This is a genomic window from Lactobacillus juensis (genome assembly GCF_036246285.1).
In the GTDB taxonomy this organism is placed as follows: Bacteria; Bacillota; Bacilli; order Lactobacillales; family Lactobacillaceae; genus Lactobacillus; species Lactobacillus juensis.
On sequence record NZ_BTTS01000001.1, the window covers coordinates 577,734 to 594,565 of the forward strand.

21 protein-coding genes are annotated in these 16,832 nt (G+C 34.9%); 2 read left to right on the top strand and 19 right to left on the bottom strand.

Annotated features, from left to right (window positions below; translation table 11 throughout):
- Positions 1-14: 14 nt before the first annotated feature.
- On the top strand, positions 15-881 hold the full coding sequence (locus AAA926_RS02575; RefSeq protein WP_338206567.1) for an SPFH domain-containing protein: 867 nt from the start codon (positions 15-17) through the stop codon (positions 879-881).
- A gap of 44 nt (positions 882-925) precedes the next feature.
- Here AAA926_RS02575 and AAA926_RS02580 read toward each other — a convergent pair whose 3' ends face one another.
- From AAA926_RS02580 to glpK, 6 genes are all read right to left on the bottom strand, one after another.
- A complete protein-coding gene (locus tag AAA926_RS02580; protein ID WP_338211754.1) occupies positions 926-2,377 on the bottom strand; it encodes a sensor histidine kinase in 1,452 nt (483 codons plus the stop codon).
- Positions 2,378-2,385: 8 nt separating this feature from the next.
- On the bottom strand, positions 2,386-3,105 hold the full coding sequence (locus AAA926_RS02585) for a response regulator transcription factor (protein WP_198179474.1): 720 nt from the start codon (positions 3,103-3,105) through the stop codon (positions 2,386-2,388).
- Positions 3,102-3,497, bottom strand: a complete 396-nt coding sequence (locus tag AAA926_RS02590; RefSeq protein ID WP_045927923.1) for an SdpI family protein — start codon at positions 3,495-3,497, stop codon at positions 3,102-3,104. The genes AAA926_RS02585 and AAA926_RS02590 overlap by 4 nt, the downstream gene beginning before the upstream one ends.
- Before the next feature lie 25 nt (positions 3,498-3,522).
- Positions 3,523-4,491 carry a mannose-6-phosphate isomerase, class I gene (manA, locus tag AAA926_RS02595; protein ID WP_198179476.1) on the bottom strand — a complete coding sequence of 323 codons (969 nt, stop codon included), beginning with the start codon at positions 4,489-4,491 and terminating at the stop codon, positions 3,523-3,525.
- Positions 4,492-4,726: 235 nt separating this feature from the next.
- Complete coding sequence (locus AAA926_RS02600) at positions 4,727-6,472, bottom strand: FAD-dependent oxidoreductase (protein WP_338211755.1); 1,746 nt, start codon at positions 6,470-6,472, stop codon at positions 4,727-4,729.
- 31 nt (positions 6,473-6,503) lie between these two features.
- Positions 6,504-8,021 carry a glycerol kinase GlpK gene (gene glpK / locus AAA926_RS02605; RefSeq protein ID WP_338211756.1) on the bottom strand — a complete coding sequence of 506 codons (1,518 nt, stop codon included), beginning with the start codon at positions 8,019-8,021 and terminating at the stop codon, positions 6,504-6,506.
- 146 nt (positions 8,022-8,167) lie between these two features.
- Between glpK and AAA926_RS02610 the strand changes: the two genes are divergently transcribed.
- Entirely contained in the window at positions 8,168-9,040 is an 873-nt protein-coding gene (locus AAA926_RS02610; RefSeq protein WP_338211757.1) for a LysR family transcriptional regulator, read from the top strand.
- Between the two features lie 64 nt (positions 9,041-9,104).
- On the opposite strand, the gene AAA926_RS02615 is transcribed toward AAA926_RS02610, so the two are convergent.
- From AAA926_RS02615 to AAA926_RS02680, 13 genes are all read right to left on the bottom strand, one after another.
- Positions 9,105-10,298: an MFS transporter gene (locus AAA926_RS02615; RefSeq protein WP_338211758.1), complete on the bottom strand. Its 1,194-nt coding sequence runs from the start codon at positions 10,296-10,298 to the stop codon at positions 9,105-9,107.
- 630 nt (positions 10,299-10,928) lie between these two features.
- On the bottom strand, positions 10,929-11,144 hold the full coding sequence (locus AAA926_RS02620) for a hypothetical protein (protein ID WP_198179490.1): 216 nt from the start codon (positions 11,142-11,144) through the stop codon (positions 10,929-10,931).
- A gap of 673 nt (positions 11,145-11,817) precedes the next feature.
- The gene (locus AAA926_RS02625; protein ID WP_338211759.1) at positions 11,818-12,177 is read right to left on the bottom strand and encodes a hypothetical protein; all 360 of its coding nucleotides are present in this window, start codon (positions 12,175-12,177) and stop codon (positions 11,818-11,820) included.
- A 134-nt stretch (positions 12,178-12,311) separates the two neighbouring features.
- Positions 12,312-12,599, bottom strand: coding sequence for a hypothetical protein (locus AAA926_RS02630; protein ID WP_338211760.1), 288 nt, complete (start codon positions 12,597-12,599; stop codon positions 12,312-12,314).
- Positions 12,600-12,604: 5 nt separating this feature from the next.
- The gene (locus AAA926_RS02635) at positions 12,605-12,898 is read right to left on the bottom strand and encodes a hypothetical protein (RefSeq protein ID WP_338211761.1); all 294 of its coding nucleotides are present in this window, start codon (positions 12,896-12,898) and stop codon (positions 12,605-12,607) included.
- Between the two features lie 63 nt (positions 12,899-12,961).
- A complete protein-coding gene (locus tag AAA926_RS02640) occupies positions 12,962-13,141 on the bottom strand; it encodes a hypothetical protein (RefSeq protein ID WP_338211762.1) in 180 nt (59 codons plus the stop codon).
- Between the two features lie 13 nt (positions 13,142-13,154).
- Complete coding sequence (locus tag AAA926_RS02645) at positions 13,155-13,571, bottom strand: hypothetical protein (protein ID WP_338211763.1); 417 nt, start codon at positions 13,569-13,571, stop codon at positions 13,155-13,157.
- A gap of 210 nt (positions 13,572-13,781) precedes the next feature.
- The gene (locus tag AAA926_RS02650) at positions 13,782-14,444 is read right to left on the bottom strand and encodes a hypothetical protein (protein ID WP_338211764.1); all 663 of its coding nucleotides are present in this window, start codon (positions 14,442-14,444) and stop codon (positions 13,782-13,784) included.
- Positions 14,445-14,526: 82 nt separating this feature from the next.
- Positions 14,527-15,324 (bottom strand): N-acetylmuramoyl-L-alanine amidase, encoded by a 798-nt coding sequence (locus AAA926_RS02655; RefSeq protein ID WP_338211765.1) that lies wholly within the window; start codon positions 15,322-15,324, stop codon positions 14,527-14,529.
- Positions 15,311-15,631 (bottom strand): phage holin, LLH family, encoded by a 321-nt coding sequence (locus AAA926_RS02660; RefSeq protein ID WP_338211766.1) that lies wholly within the window; start codon positions 15,629-15,631, stop codon positions 15,311-15,313. Before AAA926_RS02660 ends, AAA926_RS02655 begins: the two co-directional genes overlap by 14 nt.
- A gap of 30 nt (positions 15,632-15,661) precedes the next feature.
- Positions 15,662-15,883: a hypothetical protein gene (locus AAA926_RS02665; protein WP_338211767.1), complete on the bottom strand. Its 222-nt coding sequence runs from the start codon at positions 15,881-15,883 to the stop codon at positions 15,662-15,664.
- Positions 15,884-15,904: 21 nt separating this feature from the next.
- On the bottom strand, positions 15,905-16,294 hold the full coding sequence (locus tag AAA926_RS02670; protein WP_338211768.1) for a hypothetical protein: 390 nt from the start codon (positions 16,292-16,294) through the stop codon (positions 15,905-15,907).
- Between the two features lie 129 nt (positions 16,295-16,423).
- Positions 16,424-16,819 carry a hypothetical protein gene (locus tag AAA926_RS02680; protein WP_338211770.1) on the bottom strand — a complete coding sequence of 132 codons (396 nt, stop codon included), beginning with the start codon at positions 16,817-16,819 and terminating at the stop codon, positions 16,424-16,426.
- Positions 16,820-16,832 lie beyond the last annotated feature (13 nt).

The following is a 16,832-nucleotide window of genomic DNA, read 5'->3' on the forward strand; positions in this document are numbered from 1 at the left end:
TTTTGGAGGTTAAGATGAAATATTTCATAATTGTTGTGCTAATTTTGCTTTTATTATTTTCTATGTGCCGTGTTGTCCCGCAAAACAATGAAGGTTTAATAGAAACATTGGGAAAATATTCCAGAACAGTAAAAGCTGGTTTAGTAATAATCATCCCCGTAATACAGAGGTTACGCAAAGTTTCCCTAGCAATGTTTCCGGCAGAAATTTCGAAGTATTCAATTATCACCAAAGACAACGCAGAAATTACTACCAGCTTAACCTTAAATTACTTGGTAACTGATTCCTATAAGTATTTTTACAATAATACCGACTCGGTAAAGTCAATGGTGGAACTAATCCGTGGTCATTTAAGAGATATTATTGGACGGATGGATCTAAATGATGCTCTAGGTTCAACAAGTAGCATTAATAGTCAGCTGTCCGATGCTATTGGTGATTTAACGGACATTTATGGCATTCGTGTAGTCAGGGTCAACATTGATGAGCTTTTGCCCAGCACTGAAATTCAAAAAGCTATGGACAAGCAGTTAACTGCCGATCGTGAAAAAATAGCAGCTATTGAAAAAGCTGAAGGTGAAGCTAAAAATATTGAACTGACTACAAAAGCCAAAAACGATGCTTTAATTGCAACCGCTAAAGCTAAGGCGGAAGCTGTCAAAACAGAAGCAGATGCTGAAGCATATCGGATAGATCAATTGCAAGCCAGCCTGGCTAAAGCAAGTGACGGCTATTTTAAAAATCAGAGTTTGGACAGTTTTAATAATTTAGCTAAAGGACCTAACAACTTAATCGTAGTTAATAAAGACGACCTTACCAGCCTGGGAACCATTCCAGCAACGGCAAAGGTCTGGCATGAGGCAACAAAAGATAGCGAATAAATTCTAAGCAGCAAAAAATCATTTCCAAACTCGGAAATGATTTTTTAGTTTTCGAGATATTGTTCATATCCACGATCAAATAAAATAATTGTAAATTCAGCTCCATGATTTATTTCTGACTGCACAGTAATTTTGCCACCATGTTGTTTGATCAAAGAAGAAACTATCGACAGTCCTAAGCCATATTCTCCTCTTCCTGAGCGGCTACGAGACGGATCGGCTTTAAAATATCTTTCAAAAACATATTTAATTTGTTGTTGATTCATCCCAATCCCATTATCTTCAACAATAATAGTTGTTGCATGAGCCACCCGATAGCCACTTATTTGAATTTCGCCATCAGAAGTGAACTGAATTGCATTCTGGACCAAATTGACCATTATTTGAGTAAAGCGATCTTTATCAGCATAAATTGGTAAATCTCTTGGTGCATTGATAGTAATAGTATCATTGACCTTAGCAGCATTTTGTTTAAGCTGCATTGTCACATCATCTAGCGTTTTTCTAGCATTAAAGGTGGTTTTGACTAAGTTTATTTGATTATTACGAATTTTTTCATAATCCAAATTTTCATTAACTAATCTGATCAGACGCTTAGTTTCCCTATTCATCAGGTCAATAGATTTAGGCTTTGCTTTATCAGGAATAGCATCATATTGCAAGCCCTCTAAAATACCATTAATGGTAGTCAGAGGAGTACGCATTTCATGAGCCGCATCAGCCATAAATTGATCACGTCTTTTTTCTTGCTCCTTAACTTCTTGGTTTGATTTCTTTAAAACGCGAACCATTTGATTGAAGTTGTCAGCAAGCTGGGTTATCTCATCATTGCCACTATAATTTGTTTGGACGTCAAAATCTCCAGCAGCAACTTTCTTAGTAGCTCGTGACAGCTTTTTTATTCTGTCAGTTGCATAAAAAGAAAGAATAAAGCTAAGCATCAAGCCCACAATTATTGCCGAAACAAGAGCACTAAATAAATTTTGCTTGGCTATAGTCACTGGCTTTTCAACCTTGGCAACTCGGACACCTAACCAAATCGCACCAATAAATTTACCTTTGTCTTTCCATGGTAAAAGAACACCGGTACAAGCATCTTTTTTATGCCCTAAGCTGGAAAGAGCCTCATTATTATTTTTGATGTGAAGCTTCTTTCCCTGTTTTAATTGCATAACGCGCTTTGAAGTTAGGCGTATGTCTTCATTTTTCTCAGGATAGATTTGAGTACCATGCTTGTCAAAAACACTAAGATAAACCCTATCGCTATGAAGAACGAATTCCAATTTATGCAAAAATTTGGGGTTTAACATGGCTGAGCCATTTTTTTCATCGCTTGCGGCTAAAGTACCTAAAGCTGAGGCAAAATCCTCCATTCTCTGATAATTATATTCATATGATTGTTTAGTTGCATTATTTATTTCAGAAAAACCGATTATTGATACCGTAGTAAGAATGATTAGTAAAAAACTAAGCATATGCTGATAAATTAACTTCATGTTAAAACCTACGAATCATCAAATTTATAGCCAACGCCCCAAACGGTTTGGATGACATTTGCACCTACTTTTTCCAATTTTTGGCGCAGTTTTTTAATATGTGCATCCACGGTGCGATCTTCACCATAATAATCATAACCCCAGACAGACTCTAATAATTGTTCACGAGAAAATACTTGTTTGGGCTTCTGTGCCATAGTATAGAGTAAATCAAACTCTTTAGGTGTAATATTTTCAACATATTGACCATCATAAAGCACCTCACGCCGACTTTTAGAAATTTTGATGTGATCAGTTTCAACATCAAATTTTTCAGTATTTTTTACCGCTTTCGTTTGTTCCTGCTTATCATCAATTCTAATCCTACGTTGTAAAGCCTTAATGCGGGCTATTAAAGCTAATGGACTAAATGGTTTAGACACATAGTCATCAGCACCAGCATTAAATCCTTGAATCTGCTCTTCCTCACTACTTCTAGCAGTCAACATGATAATTGGTATGGTAGGTGAAATTGCACAAACTTCTTTAGCAACTTCTATGCCATCTTTTTTTGGCAAGTTAAGATCTAATGTTATTAAATCATACTGATCTGGATTTTTAGCAAACATTTTAACGGCTTGTTCTCCATCAGTTGCAATATCCGTGGTCCATCCTTCTTTTTCAAAGAACATCTCCATCATTTCTGCAACTGACTGATCATCCTCGACCATTAAAATTTTCAGTTTCATTTCCGGTCCCTAAATCCTTTTGTTCTCTCCTTTTTTACTTTGTCAGGGTCTATGTAATCTGCTGGCAGTTCATGACGCTTTTGCAAAAAGCTTTTTAAACTTTTCTCTGTAGCCATGATTGGAAAGATAATGAAAAGATAAAATGTCAGCAGCCAAAGTAAAAAATATCGATCCCATTTAAGTAAATGGATTCCAATCCCCAATACTAATTGGATTAAACCAAATATAATAAAATAGTAACTTGCTTTGTGTTGAGCAAATTTGAAACTAGCTTTATTAACTTGGGCCAAGTAGGAATAATAACTATAAAATGGACGTGGTCTTTTTGGAGGCGATATCAGCCATAACAGTCCAACTACCATAATAATCGAACCGCACGCAATATAAATCATTCTCTTTTCCTTTCCACCTTAAGAATTAATCCTGATTACCAGGAGTAGAAATAACCATTTTCATATTACCTGAAAATTTAAATTCCTTAATATTATTCGGAATTATCATATTTGTGCCAATAGATAAATTAAAAGTCTTGTTTTCACACTCAATTGTACCTGAACCATTAATAATTGTTACTAATAAGAAAGGATGCCCATTTAAGCCAGTATTCCACTGTCCATTTAAATCTATTTGCCACAGATAAAAATGAGGAGACAATGGTGGCTCCACCAAGGTTTTAATGATGGCATCTTGATTTCTTCTAGATGTTATTTTAAGTTTAGGATCCACATGAGGTACTTGAGTGACGTCAATTGACTTCTGCGTGTGCAGCTCCCTTTTTTTACCAGTCTTTTGATCTACACGATCATAATCATATAAACGGTAGGTAACATCACTTGACTGCTGCGTTTCAATGACTAAAATCCCTTTAGTCAAAGCATGTATCGTTCCCGAAGGGACATAGAAAAAGTCTCCGGCTTTGACAGGAACCTTGCGCAACAATTTTTCCCACTCGCCCTTGTGAATCATATCCGCAAGTTCAGAACGTGTTTTAGCAGTATGACCATATATTAGATATGAGCCTGGATCTGCCTGTAAAACATACCAGCTTTCTGTTTTTCCACTGTCATTTTCTACTTTGCGGGCATAATCATCGTTGGGATGAACCTGTACAGATAGATTATCATTGGCATCCAGAAATTTTACGAGAAGTGGAAACTCCTTACTCTTGGGGTTACCAAACAGTTCCGGATTTTCATAATACACTGTACGTAAACTCTGTCCTTTAAAGTCACCATTTGTAATAGTTGAAGCATCATCCTTATAACCGGAAATAACCCAAGCTTCACCTACTTTACCATCTGGTATATCGTAATTAAAAATGGTTTTTAATTTGCGTCCGCCCCAAATTTTGGGTCTAAAATATGGGGTAAGAAAAAATGGTTCCATTATGATCACCTCACTATTAGTTTAAGCTTTTAAACTATAAATTTAAAACTATTTTTTCAAATATGAAAACAATTGTTATTATTTTAAGAGTTAATATCCTTATAAAATACTTATAATAAATAATCTCGTTTATTTTAATATATTGCTTTAAAAAGGCCAAAGAAAAAGCCTGTCAGATTGATTTGACAGGCTTTTTAAATGGGGAATAATTTACTACTATTTTTAATGTTTTCTGCTACTTTCTCTTACTCTTTAATCCCTCCAGTCTTGATTCTGCAATCTCATGTTCCAACTCGTTTTCATATTTTTCTCTTTGAGCTTTATCCCAGCCATAATAATCAGACATGTGTTTAATCACGCCATTCTTTATTTGGTCTAATGTATCACTCTTGAATAAAATATGATAAGTACGTCTTAATAGATAGTCAACTGGTGTTAATGTCATTTCCTCTGCCAGCGAGTAATCAAGAGCTGCAGTTTCACCAATACTCAATCCTTCTTCTGGTTTGATTGTTTGGGCATAATCGTAAATTTGCTCCGCCTGAGAGCCAAATAGGTTTGCAATCTCTTTTGCATCATCAGCTGCAAGGCCGGCAGCCACACCATCTTTAGCAATACGAGCAAGTTCTGCTTCTGCATTGTCAGAATCAAAATCGCCACCAGCAACTTTAATTTCAGCTGAATCTTGCAACGTAAAGTTTTTAGAAAACTCATCATGAAACTTTTGCTGGATTTTCTTCATTGCACCATTGGCCATGATGCGGTAATCTGTCAGCTTACCGCCGGCTAAGGTGATCAATCCATCTTCTGCTTCGGTTAACGAACTACCACGTGATACTGCAGATGGCGCTGAAGTACTATCAGAAACGCTGGCACCTGTTGCCGCATCTGCAGCTTCGTTACCCTCAACTTCAACTTCAATCAGAGGCCGTACGCCAGCCCAGCTGGCTTCAATATCGTTAATTGTTAAATGAGCCGCAGGATACTTTTTATTAATGATATTTAACAAGTAATCTACATCGCTTTGTTCTACTGTTGGATGAGCATAATCACCGGAAAAATCAGTATCTGTAGTACCAAAGTAAGTTTTGCCTTCTCTAGGAATGGTAAAAATCATTCGGCCATCAGCCGTACCAGAGCCAAAATATGTTGGTTGTGGCACAGTCAAGCGGGATTGGTCAACTACCAGATGCACACCTTTTGTAGGACGCAAACGCGGTTTCTTGTAAACTTCTTTATCTTCTTGTCTTACCAAGTCTGACCAAGGTCCTGAAGTGTTAATAACAACATCAGCATGAATATCAAATTCTTCACCAGTTAAATTGTCATGAACCCGAACGCCATTAACTTGTTTTTGATCATTATGTAAAATTGCTATACACTTCAAGCGACTAACAGCCAGACATCCTAATTCATGCGCTTTTTTAACATTTTCTACTACTAAGCGGGAATCGTTATTTTGATAGTCCAAGTAAACACCTGCACCCTGCAAGTTCTCACTATTTAATTGTGGCTCTCGTTTTAATGTTTCTTCCTTATCCATCATGTAGTTGGCATATTTAATTAAAGGTGAGTTTCCTTCAATACCTGCTAAATGATCATAAAGATCCATTGCTACTTTTACCGAGAACATAGTAAAAGTTGTCCCTGGTTCGTCATAAATTGGCAAAATCATAGGATCAGGTTGGGTCATATGCGGAGCAATATGCTGGATAACCGCACGTTCCTTGACTGTATCAGAAACGACTTGGACATCAAAAGTCTTCAGATAGCGAATACCACCGTGTACAAGTCTGGTAGACCGTGATGAGGTACCTCCACCAAAGTCTTGCATATCAATCAAGCCTGTCTTCATTTTAGCTGCACTGGCCTGAAGAGCAACGCCTGCTCCGGTAATGCCGCCTCCGATAACCAGTAAATCTAATTTTTCATTTTTTAAACGTTCAATTTCTTCTTTTCTGGTTTCAATTGAAAACGCCATGATTTAGCCTCTTTCTTTTTAATAAAAATTTCTAATTATTTTTCTGATATGGCTTATATGAAAAGCTCTGAGCAGCTTTAACAGCTGATTTCCAGCCTTCATAAAGGTGATCTCTTTCTGCACTGCTCATTTGCGGTTTAAAGGTTTTACCTACTTTTTGAATTTTCTTGATTTCATCAAAGTCCTTCCAAAAGCCAATAGCTAAACCAGCTAGAAAAGCTGCACCTAATGCCGTTGTCTCGAGGTTGGCAGCACGCTCAATTTCGATACCCAAGATATCAGCTTGGAACTGCATTAAATAGTCATTATTGGCAGCACCGCCATCGACCTTTAACTTAGGAATTTTAATTTTAGTATCTTCATGCATCGTGTCAATAACGTCACGGCTTTCATAAGCTAGAGACTGCAAAGTAGCTTTTGTAAAGTCATCACTGGTTGTGCCCCGAGTCAGACCGAAAACAGCTCCGCGGACATTAGAATCCCAGTAAGGAGCACCTAAGCCGGTAAATGCAGGGACAACGAAAACCTCATTATTGTCTTTTGAGCGCTTGGCAGCTTCTTCTGATTGAGGAGCATCGTCAATAATTCCTAGTTGATCACGCAGCCACTGAATAGCAGAACCAGCTACATAAATACTACCTTCCAAAGCATAATTTACTTTGCCGTTGATGCCATAAGCCACAGTAGTTAACAAATTATTAGCTGAAAATTTAGGCTTTTCACCAGTGTTCATAACAGTGAACGCACCTGTGCCATATGTGTTTTTAACCATTCCAGGCTCAAATGCCAACTGCCCAAACAAGGCTGACTGCTGGTCACCTGCCATGCCGGCAATTGGTACTTGACTGCCATAAAAGTGAAATTCAGCTGTAGTGCCATAAATTTCAGAATTAGACCGAATTTCAGGCAAAATTTTTCTTGGAATGTTTAATAACTTAAGAATTTCATCATCCCAATCAAGTTTGGTAATATTAAACAGCATTGTCCGACTGGCGTTCGTGTAATCTGTCACATGAACCTTGCCACCAGTCAATTTCCATACCAGCCACGAATCAATGGTACCAAATAATAATTCGCCGTTTTCTGCACGTTCCTGAGCTCCTGGAACATGATCAAGAATCCAGCGAATTTTGGTAGCTGAAAAGTAGGCATCAGGAATTAATCCCGTTTTTTCATGAATCATATCTGAATAGCCATCAGCAATAATTTTATCGGCAATATCCGAAGTCTGACGCGATTGCCAGACAATAGCATGGTATATCGGCAAGCCGGTCTTCTTATCCCAGATAACGGTCGTTTCACGCTGATTTGTGATACCGATAGCTGCTATTTGGTTAGGTTTAATCCCTGAGTTAATAAATGAATTGGCAATTGTGGACAAAACTGAGTTCCAAATTTCATTGGCATCATGTTCTACCCAGCCAGGTTTAGGAAAATATTGATTAAACTCTTTCCGTGAGTCAATTACTTTTTTACCAGAATGGTCCAAAATAATTGCTCTTGTACTAGTAGTACCCTCATCAATCGCTAAAATATATTTTTCAGCCATTATACTTTCTCCTTTTTAGTCTTAAAACTAATTTAGTAAAGGTAACTGTCGTTACAAATTCAATTTTACCCTCGCTTTTTGGGAAGCGCTAACATATAATGATGATAACTTATTAGTTAAAGTTATAAGCAAAAGGACATAATGTGATGAAATACAGTTTATTAACATATAAGTACTTTATTGACGTCGTTGAAACTCAAGGTTTTACCCCCGCCGCTAAGAGAAATTTTGTCTCCCAAACAGCAATTAGCAATGCAATTAAAAATTTAGAAAAAGACCTGGGCGTTCAACTGATTGATCGGTCAACTTCTCATTTCAAAGTCACTTTGGCCGGAATTAATTTGTACCATTGTGCAGTGCCAGTGTTAAATAAATACTATGAATTTAGCGAAAAAATCAGTCAATTGAATAATTCTTTTCAAACGTTAAGAATACATTACTTACACGCTTTTGATTATTGGGCTGTTGAACTAGCACATTCTCTTGCAAAAAATAATCCTGATTTACAATTACAACTCGATACTGAAAATTTTGCCGCTAGCATCCCTAAACTTGATGCAGGCGATTATGACGTATTGATTGGGTTTTCCACTGCCGTCAGTAAAATTAAAAATATCCATGTTAGAAAAGTTGGCACTGCCAATTTTGGCATTTTATTGAATAAGAATTCTTTTGATTCTAACGAAAAGTTTAAAAAAGACCTACTAAAAAAACAGCCCCTTTTTTTACAAAAATGGACTGCTACTGATAATAACGACGTACAAACAAAAATTAAAAATATTCTGGAAAAAATGAATATCAGTTATGACCAAATAATTTACTTAGACAGTTTCGATGCCGCTCTAGCCAACGTTGTGTTAGATCACGGTATGGCAATTTATCCGGAGGAATTGCCCTTGCCAAAAATATATGATAGTTATGTTACTTTTTTACCAAACTTGCCTAAACTAAAATACGATGTTGTTGCGATATATAAAAATCCAGCTATTACCAATATTTTAGGTCACACACTTGATTAATGGACTTTTACAGTAACCGATAATCATAGTTACTACCATTTAAATAATAATTAACCTGTTATTTTTATTGCAACTTGCCTAATTTGCTTAAGCCGCTAAACAAAGTGATTAATATGGAACCTGACATACAGACAGCGGCAACAACGAATATTGAATGTACTTCTGCTTTGATTAAAAACCCACTAACTAAAGACATAATTGGTCCTATAATCCTGGTTAACGAAGTTGAAATCGAAGTTATGGTGCCTTTGAATTTAGATGGAGTTTCTGCTTGAATAACAGTAAAGAAGTTGGCTTGCGACCATACGCTACCAAACGAAACCAATGCATAACCAAAAGTAACCCAAATAAATGACTGGACATCAAGCATAATTAGGAAGCCTACCATTATCAACAAGGCTATCAGAATCATTTGCGTACCTAGTCTCATATTTTTATTAATACGTAAAAAAATAAAATTGCCTAGAATACTTGCAATCGCTGCTACCGTGAAAAAGATGCTGACCAAATTAACAGAAACTTTCATTTCTTGTTTTAACAAAAAAGTAAGCATGGGAACAACTGCTTGAAAGCCAATATTTGCCACGAAAAAACTTGCAATCAGCCATTTAATATCATGATTTCTAGATAAAAAAGTGATTCCCTCTTTTGCACTTTTATTAAATGACTTTTCACCTTTTACTGACTTTTTTTCTATATGTAAAGGTTCATAATCTTTAATAACATAAGTTAAGTAACCAAAGCTTAAGGCATCCAGTAAAAAGCCACCAAGATAATTAATTAAATTAATAATGACAGCAGCAATACCTGGACCAAAAGTTTTTTGAATCGACGAAATTAATCCCATTTGTCCTGAAACAGATGAAAGTTCTTCTTTTTTAACCGACTCGGCTATGAATATTTGATATCCAGTCCAAGTAATTAAATCAAATGTACCAAGTATAAAGACTACTAATAAAAGCCAATATAATGAAATGTTTTTTATAGCCAAAAATGGTGCAATTATAATTAGCACCATTTGCATTATTAAAGAAAAGAGCATGATTTTCTTACGAGAATATATATCAAAAATGGGTCCAATTGTTAGTCCAAATAGAGCTGTCGGCAGATATTCAACTGCAGTTAACAGTCCCATTATGACTGATGAATGGGTTCTAGACAGCATCAGCAATGGAATTGCAAAAGTGTAAAATTGATCACCCAGTCCTGAAATGGCATAGCCTAAAAGTAGTTTGTTTTTTTGTGTTAAATTTTTCATTGTGACTTCTTTTTTAAATTTACGACAAACTATGTGCTTAACTATTATAATGCACATATTTTTCTTTTTTTAGTTTAAATTAAATTGAGTAGTTTTATTGTTAGTAAAATAGTTTTTAAATCAGATCGTTTTTTGATTTATTTTTAGTATAATAAATATATATAAATAGAATAACTTATTTGAAAAGTGATAAAACATGAGTAATTAAACAGGTAAAAGTTGGGGCAAGTTGGACAGCCCTTTTCTTTGGTGCGTGGGTACCAATTTTCAGAGGAGATTGGAAGTTTGCCATTCTTTTTGGAATTATTCATTACTTGAATTTTGTTCTTTTGGAATTATAGGATTAATTATAAGAATTGTAACCTGTGTCAAATATAATTCTTGGTATATATCAGAACTACTAAATAATGGTTATTTTCCTGCTGATAAAACATCTGAACAGGTATTAAGACAAAAAGGTCTTTACCTAATTTGAGAGGATTTTAAATAAGCGGATTTATAATTACAAGTGGAATGGTAAACTTTAATACAACTAACTAAAATTAAACTATTCAATTAAAATACAATTATTACAAAATGTGACCTCAAAACTCAAAAAATATTTGGAGGTTATATTTTTTGATTAACAATTTATTTCTTGATTTCACACGCACTCACAATTTCTGAGATGCGAACTTCATTTTCTTCAGATCCTCCTATAAATGTTAATTCTGGTTCATCATCTTCTTCATTCATAATATCTTGGACAAATATTGTTTTCTTTTTACCATTTTTTAAATTAAATTGAACTGTTCTACCATAAAAAAGTTTTCCTAACTCTTGCAATGTCATTTTGTGTGGATCCATTTCATCAACTTCCTAGTCATTAAACAATTATTATATAATTTTGATACTGAAATAAATAAGCATATAAATTATCATTTTTAAACACTCGGTGAATAACAAGTAACAATTATTTTCACTTTTTTAACTTTATAACACTTACTTATTTTTTTACTGCTTTCCTTCATCATAATACTCTATTAATTCCTTTGTCTATATAGTTAATAAGCATTTTTACTACACGATTAATTGTTTCATATTATTTTTACTGAATAATCTTTCACAGAAAATGTTTATCAAAATGGATTGTTATCCATTAACAAATGCTTCAATCTAATTTCCGTATTCAAAGAATAAAATAATTAGATTATTTATTCTTTTATGCAGTGCAAATACCGTTCGCAGACAAAATAAAGAGTCTGGGAAAAAAGTGTTCTTTGAAGTTAAATTAAAAAATTTCACAATTTAAAAAGACCGACAAATCAACGTTTTATTGACGTGATTTGTCGGCCTTTTTTAGTTAGGTTAGAGTTTTTTCCCAGACTCTATATTTAAATATTTATGGAGGTGAGGGGCGTAAATAGAGAAAATAAATAAAAATGGTTGAAACTGATTCCTTCATAGATCAACAATTTTTGACAATTTTCATACTTATTAAAATTATAAAATATAAAGTTGGCGAACATTTTGGCGAGCATTAATTAATTTCAATATGATTAATATTACTTAGCTCAACTTCTGTATCCCCAATGACAATTCTATCTCCATCATAACCCTTAACAAGACCAACAATGTCAGGCTGTATCTTCTTTTCAAGAGTTTTCTCTTTAAGCTGAACTGCAACAACTTTGTTATTCGCGAATGCCTGAAATAAAACCTGACTAACCTCAGTCTCAGACATAGTATCTTTTTCAGAATATACTCTAGCCTTTTCTTCTTTATCTCGATTAAGAGTTGCAATGTGGTCGCTCAACATGAAGCCCTGCCATTTTTTCATGCCACGATCTTGATAGTTCTTAAAAAAATTGTTGACCGTATCGTTAAAATTATTTTTCATTTTGACCACCAAACATTTGTTTGCTTTTATTATAAAGAGTTGGTGCTGAGAGAGCAATTTTAAGCACTTCAAATTTTTTTTGACAAATAATAAAAAAAATAAATAAACCGTCCTAGCGGTTAACTAGAACGGTTTTATATGGTTTTGTTTTCTTTCTTAAAAATTTCAAGCAGATCTTTCGATTTAATCTTCTTCCTTAAAAAATTGGGATATGTTTTTGCAACCTCTTTATCAAAGTTCTCAATATCCATGTATTCTGGATTGCCTATCTCATCTGGATCATTTATAGGGAAATAGTCGAAATAGATTTCCTGACCATTCTCCATAAGCTTCCAGTATGCCCAAACATCAGTATTGCCAAATTCAGCAATATCTTTTTCTAATTCATTAATTAAACTTGTTGAGTCAAATGAGTAGTACATGGATATTACCTGATAGCGTCTGTGTATTCATCGATTAGAGCGGATAGATTACTATCGTTTAAGTTTAGATCGCGAGTCCAGAATTCGCTCATATCGAATTCTTCAGGTAGACCATCACCTTCAGTATTCATCTTAAAGGTAACGTCAACACGTTGACCTGAAGGATAATCTTTAGAATCATCATCAAAAATGGTTATTACATCTCTCTGATCGGCATCATTTAAACCGTAGTCAGCAACAAATTGATTAATCTCATCTGCGTATTTCTTACTAATTGTTCTTAATTCTGAATTTTTCATTTTAAAATTCCTTTCTTTCTCATTTACCTTACATCATTATAATATACGTTTTAACGTATAAAGTCAAGCATTATTTTGCTTTTTTTCAATTAATTTTTTTAGGTTTTCTAAATCTTCTTTTGTGGCTAATTTGGTTACAAATCTTTTAGCCTGTGATCTAGCAACGATGTATTTTTTTCGCTCCTTATGGGCTTCATCCCATTTTTTGCTAGCTTTTAGCTGAGCCTCGCTAACTTTAGCCATTAAATTATCTCTCCTAATCTTTGGCGACTAAAACTAAATTATCTTCACTAATCATTTTTTGCTGAGATTTAGCAATATTTAATGCGTCATCCCAAGTTGACATATCGCCATCACTAGCCATATCTTCAAATGGCTCTTTAGCATCTGCAATTTTGAAGTATTTTTTGTCTAAAATTACATAAGTGCCATAGTAGCCATCGAAGTATTGCCAGTTTTTCAGAAACATGCAGTGGTTACGATCTAATTTAAGCACGTAGTTTCTCCAACCATTATTATAGTTTACGTAGCTAAATACGTTGTCATGGTTAATTCTGATAAGAACCTTGCTTTCATCATCGTTAACCTGTTCTTTGAAGTCCCAATATTTGTGAGATTGATCTTGAAATTTGAATCCTTTGAATCTGTATTGATTAAAACTTGTAGTTGACATTTTTGAAGTTCCTTTCTTTCTTCATTCACCTTACAACATTATAATATACGTTTTAACGTATAAAGTCAACTACTTTTTGCAATTTTTTCTAAAAAAAGTTAAAATTATTTTTGAAGTTTCGATCTAACTTCATTTACCTTATGCTCCCATTTGGGAGTTTTTTTATTGCAAAAAATAAGCCACTTAGACAACTTACATCTAAGTGACTTTTTAATTATAATTATATAAATCATATTTATACTTCTCTTTTTCTCGCGTGTTAAATTCGTCAATTTCTGAGCGTACATAAGTATACATATCGATAAATGGGTAAAATGAATTTATAATAATATTAATAACTTGATAAATTAATTTTTTAATACTATCTTGTCCTAATAATGAATCAATAATTATAGCAGCTGAGAAACAAACTAATACAGCACTTAACATTGGCTTAATCATTTTCACTAAAAAGAGATGCCAGTTTTCTTTGATTTCATCAATCACTATTTTGCAACGAAACAGATAAATTAGCCAAAAATACACTAAAAATAAAAGAATGGATATAACTGTAAAAACCACATGCTCTTTTAATAGTTTATCTACTACTTTTTTCCCTTTTCCAATTACCAAGACAAAAAATAGTTGAGCTAAAGGAAAAAGAACCAAAGAACATAAACCAAGAGAATCTCTATCAAATTTTTCTTTTTCATTAAAGAAGGTTATGATTAAAATGCCTGTAACAAAAAATAAGCACAGTATGGCTTCTATCGGAACAAGAATTTTAAATATAAAATCTTTTTTTATTAGTATTGAAACTAAAAAGTATAGAACAATAGTTACTGTATCTATCATTTTCCAATTCAATTTTTTTATTCTATTTACTAAATTCATATTTGCTTACCTCTTTTCTCATTTAAATTATAGCATCAAAATAAGCCACTCTGGAGCATTGCTCTGGAGTGGCTTATTTAAATTATTTAAATTGTCCCATTGCTTTACCATATTTGTCCTTGCCAACTATATAGCCATAGCCATTAGCTCGTGGCTGTCTTAGCCATAAACGTTTCGGGCCTTGCAGAACTGCATCGTACTTAATGGCACTACCCTTTGGCAATGTAGCAATTGCAGGGGCATTAATATGTGGCGAGGTATGCAGTTTCAAAGCTTTACCTAAAACAAAAGTACCAGGTTTCTTAATCCAAGATGATTTCTTACCTGAACTTCTAGCTGGCTTTTTCGCTGAATCCGCTTTGCCACCTATACCATGAGCAACGTCATGTGCAAATTGTTCCTTGCTAATGCCGATGCTTGAAAGATAGCCGTAAGGATCAGAATGGTCAGTGTTACCTAAGTGCTGAGTGATCCAGTTATGAGTTTTGACTCCACGTTTAGCACTCGTATCTAGTGTTAAAGGAATGCCATATTTCTGAGCATATTCACGGATCAGACCAATATAGTTACGGTAGGCTTTCAATGCTCGTGTCTTATTAGAGAACTCGCACAGTTCGATTTGCATTGGCGAAAGTTGATTACCATAGTAGCCACAGCCCCAGGCAACATAGCCTAAGCCACCTACCAGGTAGCATTCTTTATCGTCCACGACTAAATGCACGTAGGTTTGTGCAGTGTTAATGCCAGCCTTCATGTTATGGGCAATTGCCCAGGCTTCACCATTTGGCGTAGCTGTTGAATGAACTACAATAATATCTCTTTTAGCCAAAGCAGATGAGCCTTCATTAACCGACAATGCATACTTTTTATTTAGTTTCATTTCTTACACCTTCTTGATAGGCTTTCTCAACCATGCCTTCAGCTGTTTCTTTGGTTAGTTTAGCCTTTGAAGCTTTCGCCTGTTCGAGCAGTGCATCAGTAGCTGCCTGCTTTTTCTCAGCTCCTGAAACATCGGTATGTGTTGCCTGTTGCGTAACGATATATTGCGCTACGTCATACAGCCACTTCATCTTGTCTGCAAAGGCTGGATTGTGTTGTTTAGCGTATGGATAAGCAGCCACAATACCAACAGCCAATATGACAATGTATGGGAATAACTCTTTTATAAAATTAATAAATTGTGCCAATTTAAAAATCCTTTCAATAAAAAAAGAACACTACACAGTGTTCTCTAGCTTCTTTTTTAATTCTTCGTACTTCGCTTCGAGTTCTAACCGTCTTTTTCGTTCAAAAAGATAGTCTTGTTTAAAGTTATCACGTTCGACTTTAAGGTTTTTGATAACATCATCCGTGTCCTCTTTGTGCGATGTGTGTGTTGCCGCTAAAAAGGTAGCAGCTGCTTCGATTAGTGTCCCTAAAACATAGATAAGGATAGTCACATCATGCACGCTACCACCTCTCTAGCTTTGGTAAATGCCATATAGGCATAATATTGATATCACAGCTTCACCAATTACTGTTAAATCCATACGGAATTCTCCAGCACCTATAGCATGTCCTAGCTGTATGCAGATCAAGCACCACATAGTCCAGGCACCTACTATTAAGATAAACATACGCCAGCCCCTATGCCTTTTTATTAACATAGAATCAAAGGCAATCAAAAGACCTAGTATTATTATTGCTAGGTCTAGTCTTTTATCGTTCATGAAAAGCGTCCACTCTGGTGGCCAGAAAAAGTAGTTCCTATCTCGGAGCAACGCAGTACCTATTGTGGCAATGGCTATGCCTGCTATGGTCTGGTCATGGTTTTCATTTAAATTTCTAAGCAGACGGTGCCACATAGTCATCACCTGTTATCCTTTTGTACGCATCTGCGTCAATGGTCTTCCCCACATATCCAGCAATCGTTGCTTTGGTGTATACATTGACGCTAAAGAGGTATTGGTAAAGTGATTCAAATGCATTCATTATGTTCATTATTTATCGCCTCCATCAGATTTAGCTGTACTGTCATCAGTGTTTGGTTGTTCTGCCTGTTGTGCAATAGCACCTTGCGATACTATGCCTACAAGTGTTCCGAGCTGTTGGTTTAGAGCCTCATCACTTACTTTACCGTTAGCTACGTCATCTTTTAATTGATTTACTTGTTTAGCAATTTCTGCTAATTGTTGACCTTGAACAGCTCCATCAGTTTCATACCATCGATAATTATTCCAGTCATATTTAGGTGACTTTAATTTAGGATCAGGTGCTTCTTTAACAAAAGGGTATGCAATTTCTGCATCCGCAGGTGCAAACCATGGTTCACATGGCACCGTATTGGTTGATTTATAAACCTGAATAAAGCCTTTAGTTTCCTTATTTTCTGCCATTTTTAATCTCCTA

Excerpts from the sequence above, each read along its gene's own strand:
- AAA926_RS02575 (WP_338206567.1), top strand. The coding sequence starts at position 15 with ATGAAATATTTCATAATTGTTGTGCTAATTTTGCTTTTATTATTTTCT.
- AAA926_RS02580 (WP_338211754.1), bottom strand. The coding sequence starts at position 2,377 with ATGAAGTTAATTTATCAGCATATGCTTAGTTTTTTACTAATCATTCTT.
- AAA926_RS02585 (WP_198179474.1), bottom strand. The coding sequence starts at position 3,105 with ATGAAACTGAAAATTTTAATGGTCGAGGATGATCAGTCAGTTGCAGAA.
- AAA926_RS02590 (WP_045927923.1), bottom strand. The coding sequence starts at position 3,497 with ATGATTTATATTGCGTGCGGTTCGATTATTATGGTAGTTGGACTGTTA.
- manA (WP_198179476.1), bottom strand. The coding sequence starts at position 4,491 with ATGGAACCATTTTTTCTTACCCCATATTTTAGACCCAAAATTTGGGGC.
- AAA926_RS02600 (WP_338211755.1), bottom strand. The coding sequence starts at position 6,472 with ATGGCGTTTTCAATTGAAACCAGAAAAGAAGAAATTGAACGTTTAAAA.
- glpK (WP_338211756.1), bottom strand. The coding sequence starts at position 8,021 with ATGGCTGAAAAATATATTTTAGCGATTGATGAGGGTACTACTAGTACA.
- AAA926_RS02610 (WP_338211757.1), top strand. The coding sequence starts at position 8,168 with ATGAAATACAGTTTATTAACATATAAGTACTTTATTGACGTCGTTGAA.
- AAA926_RS02615 (WP_338211758.1), bottom strand. The coding sequence starts at position 10,298 with ATGAAAAATTTAACACAAAAAAACAAACTACTTTTAGGCTATGCCATT.
- AAA926_RS02620 (WP_198179490.1), bottom strand. The coding sequence starts at position 11,144 with ATGGATCCACACAAAATGACATTGCAAGAGTTAGGAAAACTTTTTTAT.
- AAA926_RS02625 (WP_338211759.1), bottom strand. The coding sequence starts at position 12,177 with ATGAAAAATAATTTTAACGATACGGTCAACAATTTTTTTAAGAACTAT.
- AAA926_RS02630 (WP_338211760.1), bottom strand. The coding sequence starts at position 12,599 with ATGTACTACTCATTTGACTCAACAAGTTTAATTAATGAATTAGAAAAA.
- AAA926_RS02635 (WP_338211761.1), bottom strand. The coding sequence starts at position 12,898 with ATGAAAAATTCAGAATTAAGAACAATTAGTAAGAAATACGCAGATGAG.
- AAA926_RS02640 (WP_338211762.1), bottom strand. The coding sequence starts at position 13,141 with ATGGCTAAAGTTAGCGAGGCTCAGCTAAAAGCTAGCAAAAAATGGGAT.
- AAA926_RS02645 (WP_338211763.1), bottom strand. The coding sequence starts at position 13,571 with ATGTCAACTACAAGTTTTAATCAATACAGATTCAAAGGATTCAAATTT.
- AAA926_RS02650 (WP_338211764.1), bottom strand. The coding sequence starts at position 14,444 with ATGAATTTAGTAAATAGAATAAAAAAATTGAATTGGAAAATGATAGAT.
- AAA926_RS02655 (WP_338211765.1), bottom strand. The coding sequence starts at position 15,324 with ATGAAACTAAATAAAAAGTATGCATTGTCGGTTAATGAAGGCTCATCT.
- AAA926_RS02670 (WP_338211768.1), bottom strand. The coding sequence starts at position 16,294 with ATGACTATGTGGCACCGTCTGCTTAGAAATTTAAATGAAAACCATGAC.
- AAA926_RS02680 (WP_338211770.1), bottom strand. The coding sequence starts at position 16,819 with ATGGCAGAAAATAAGGAAACTAAAGGCTTTATTCAGGTTTATAAATCA.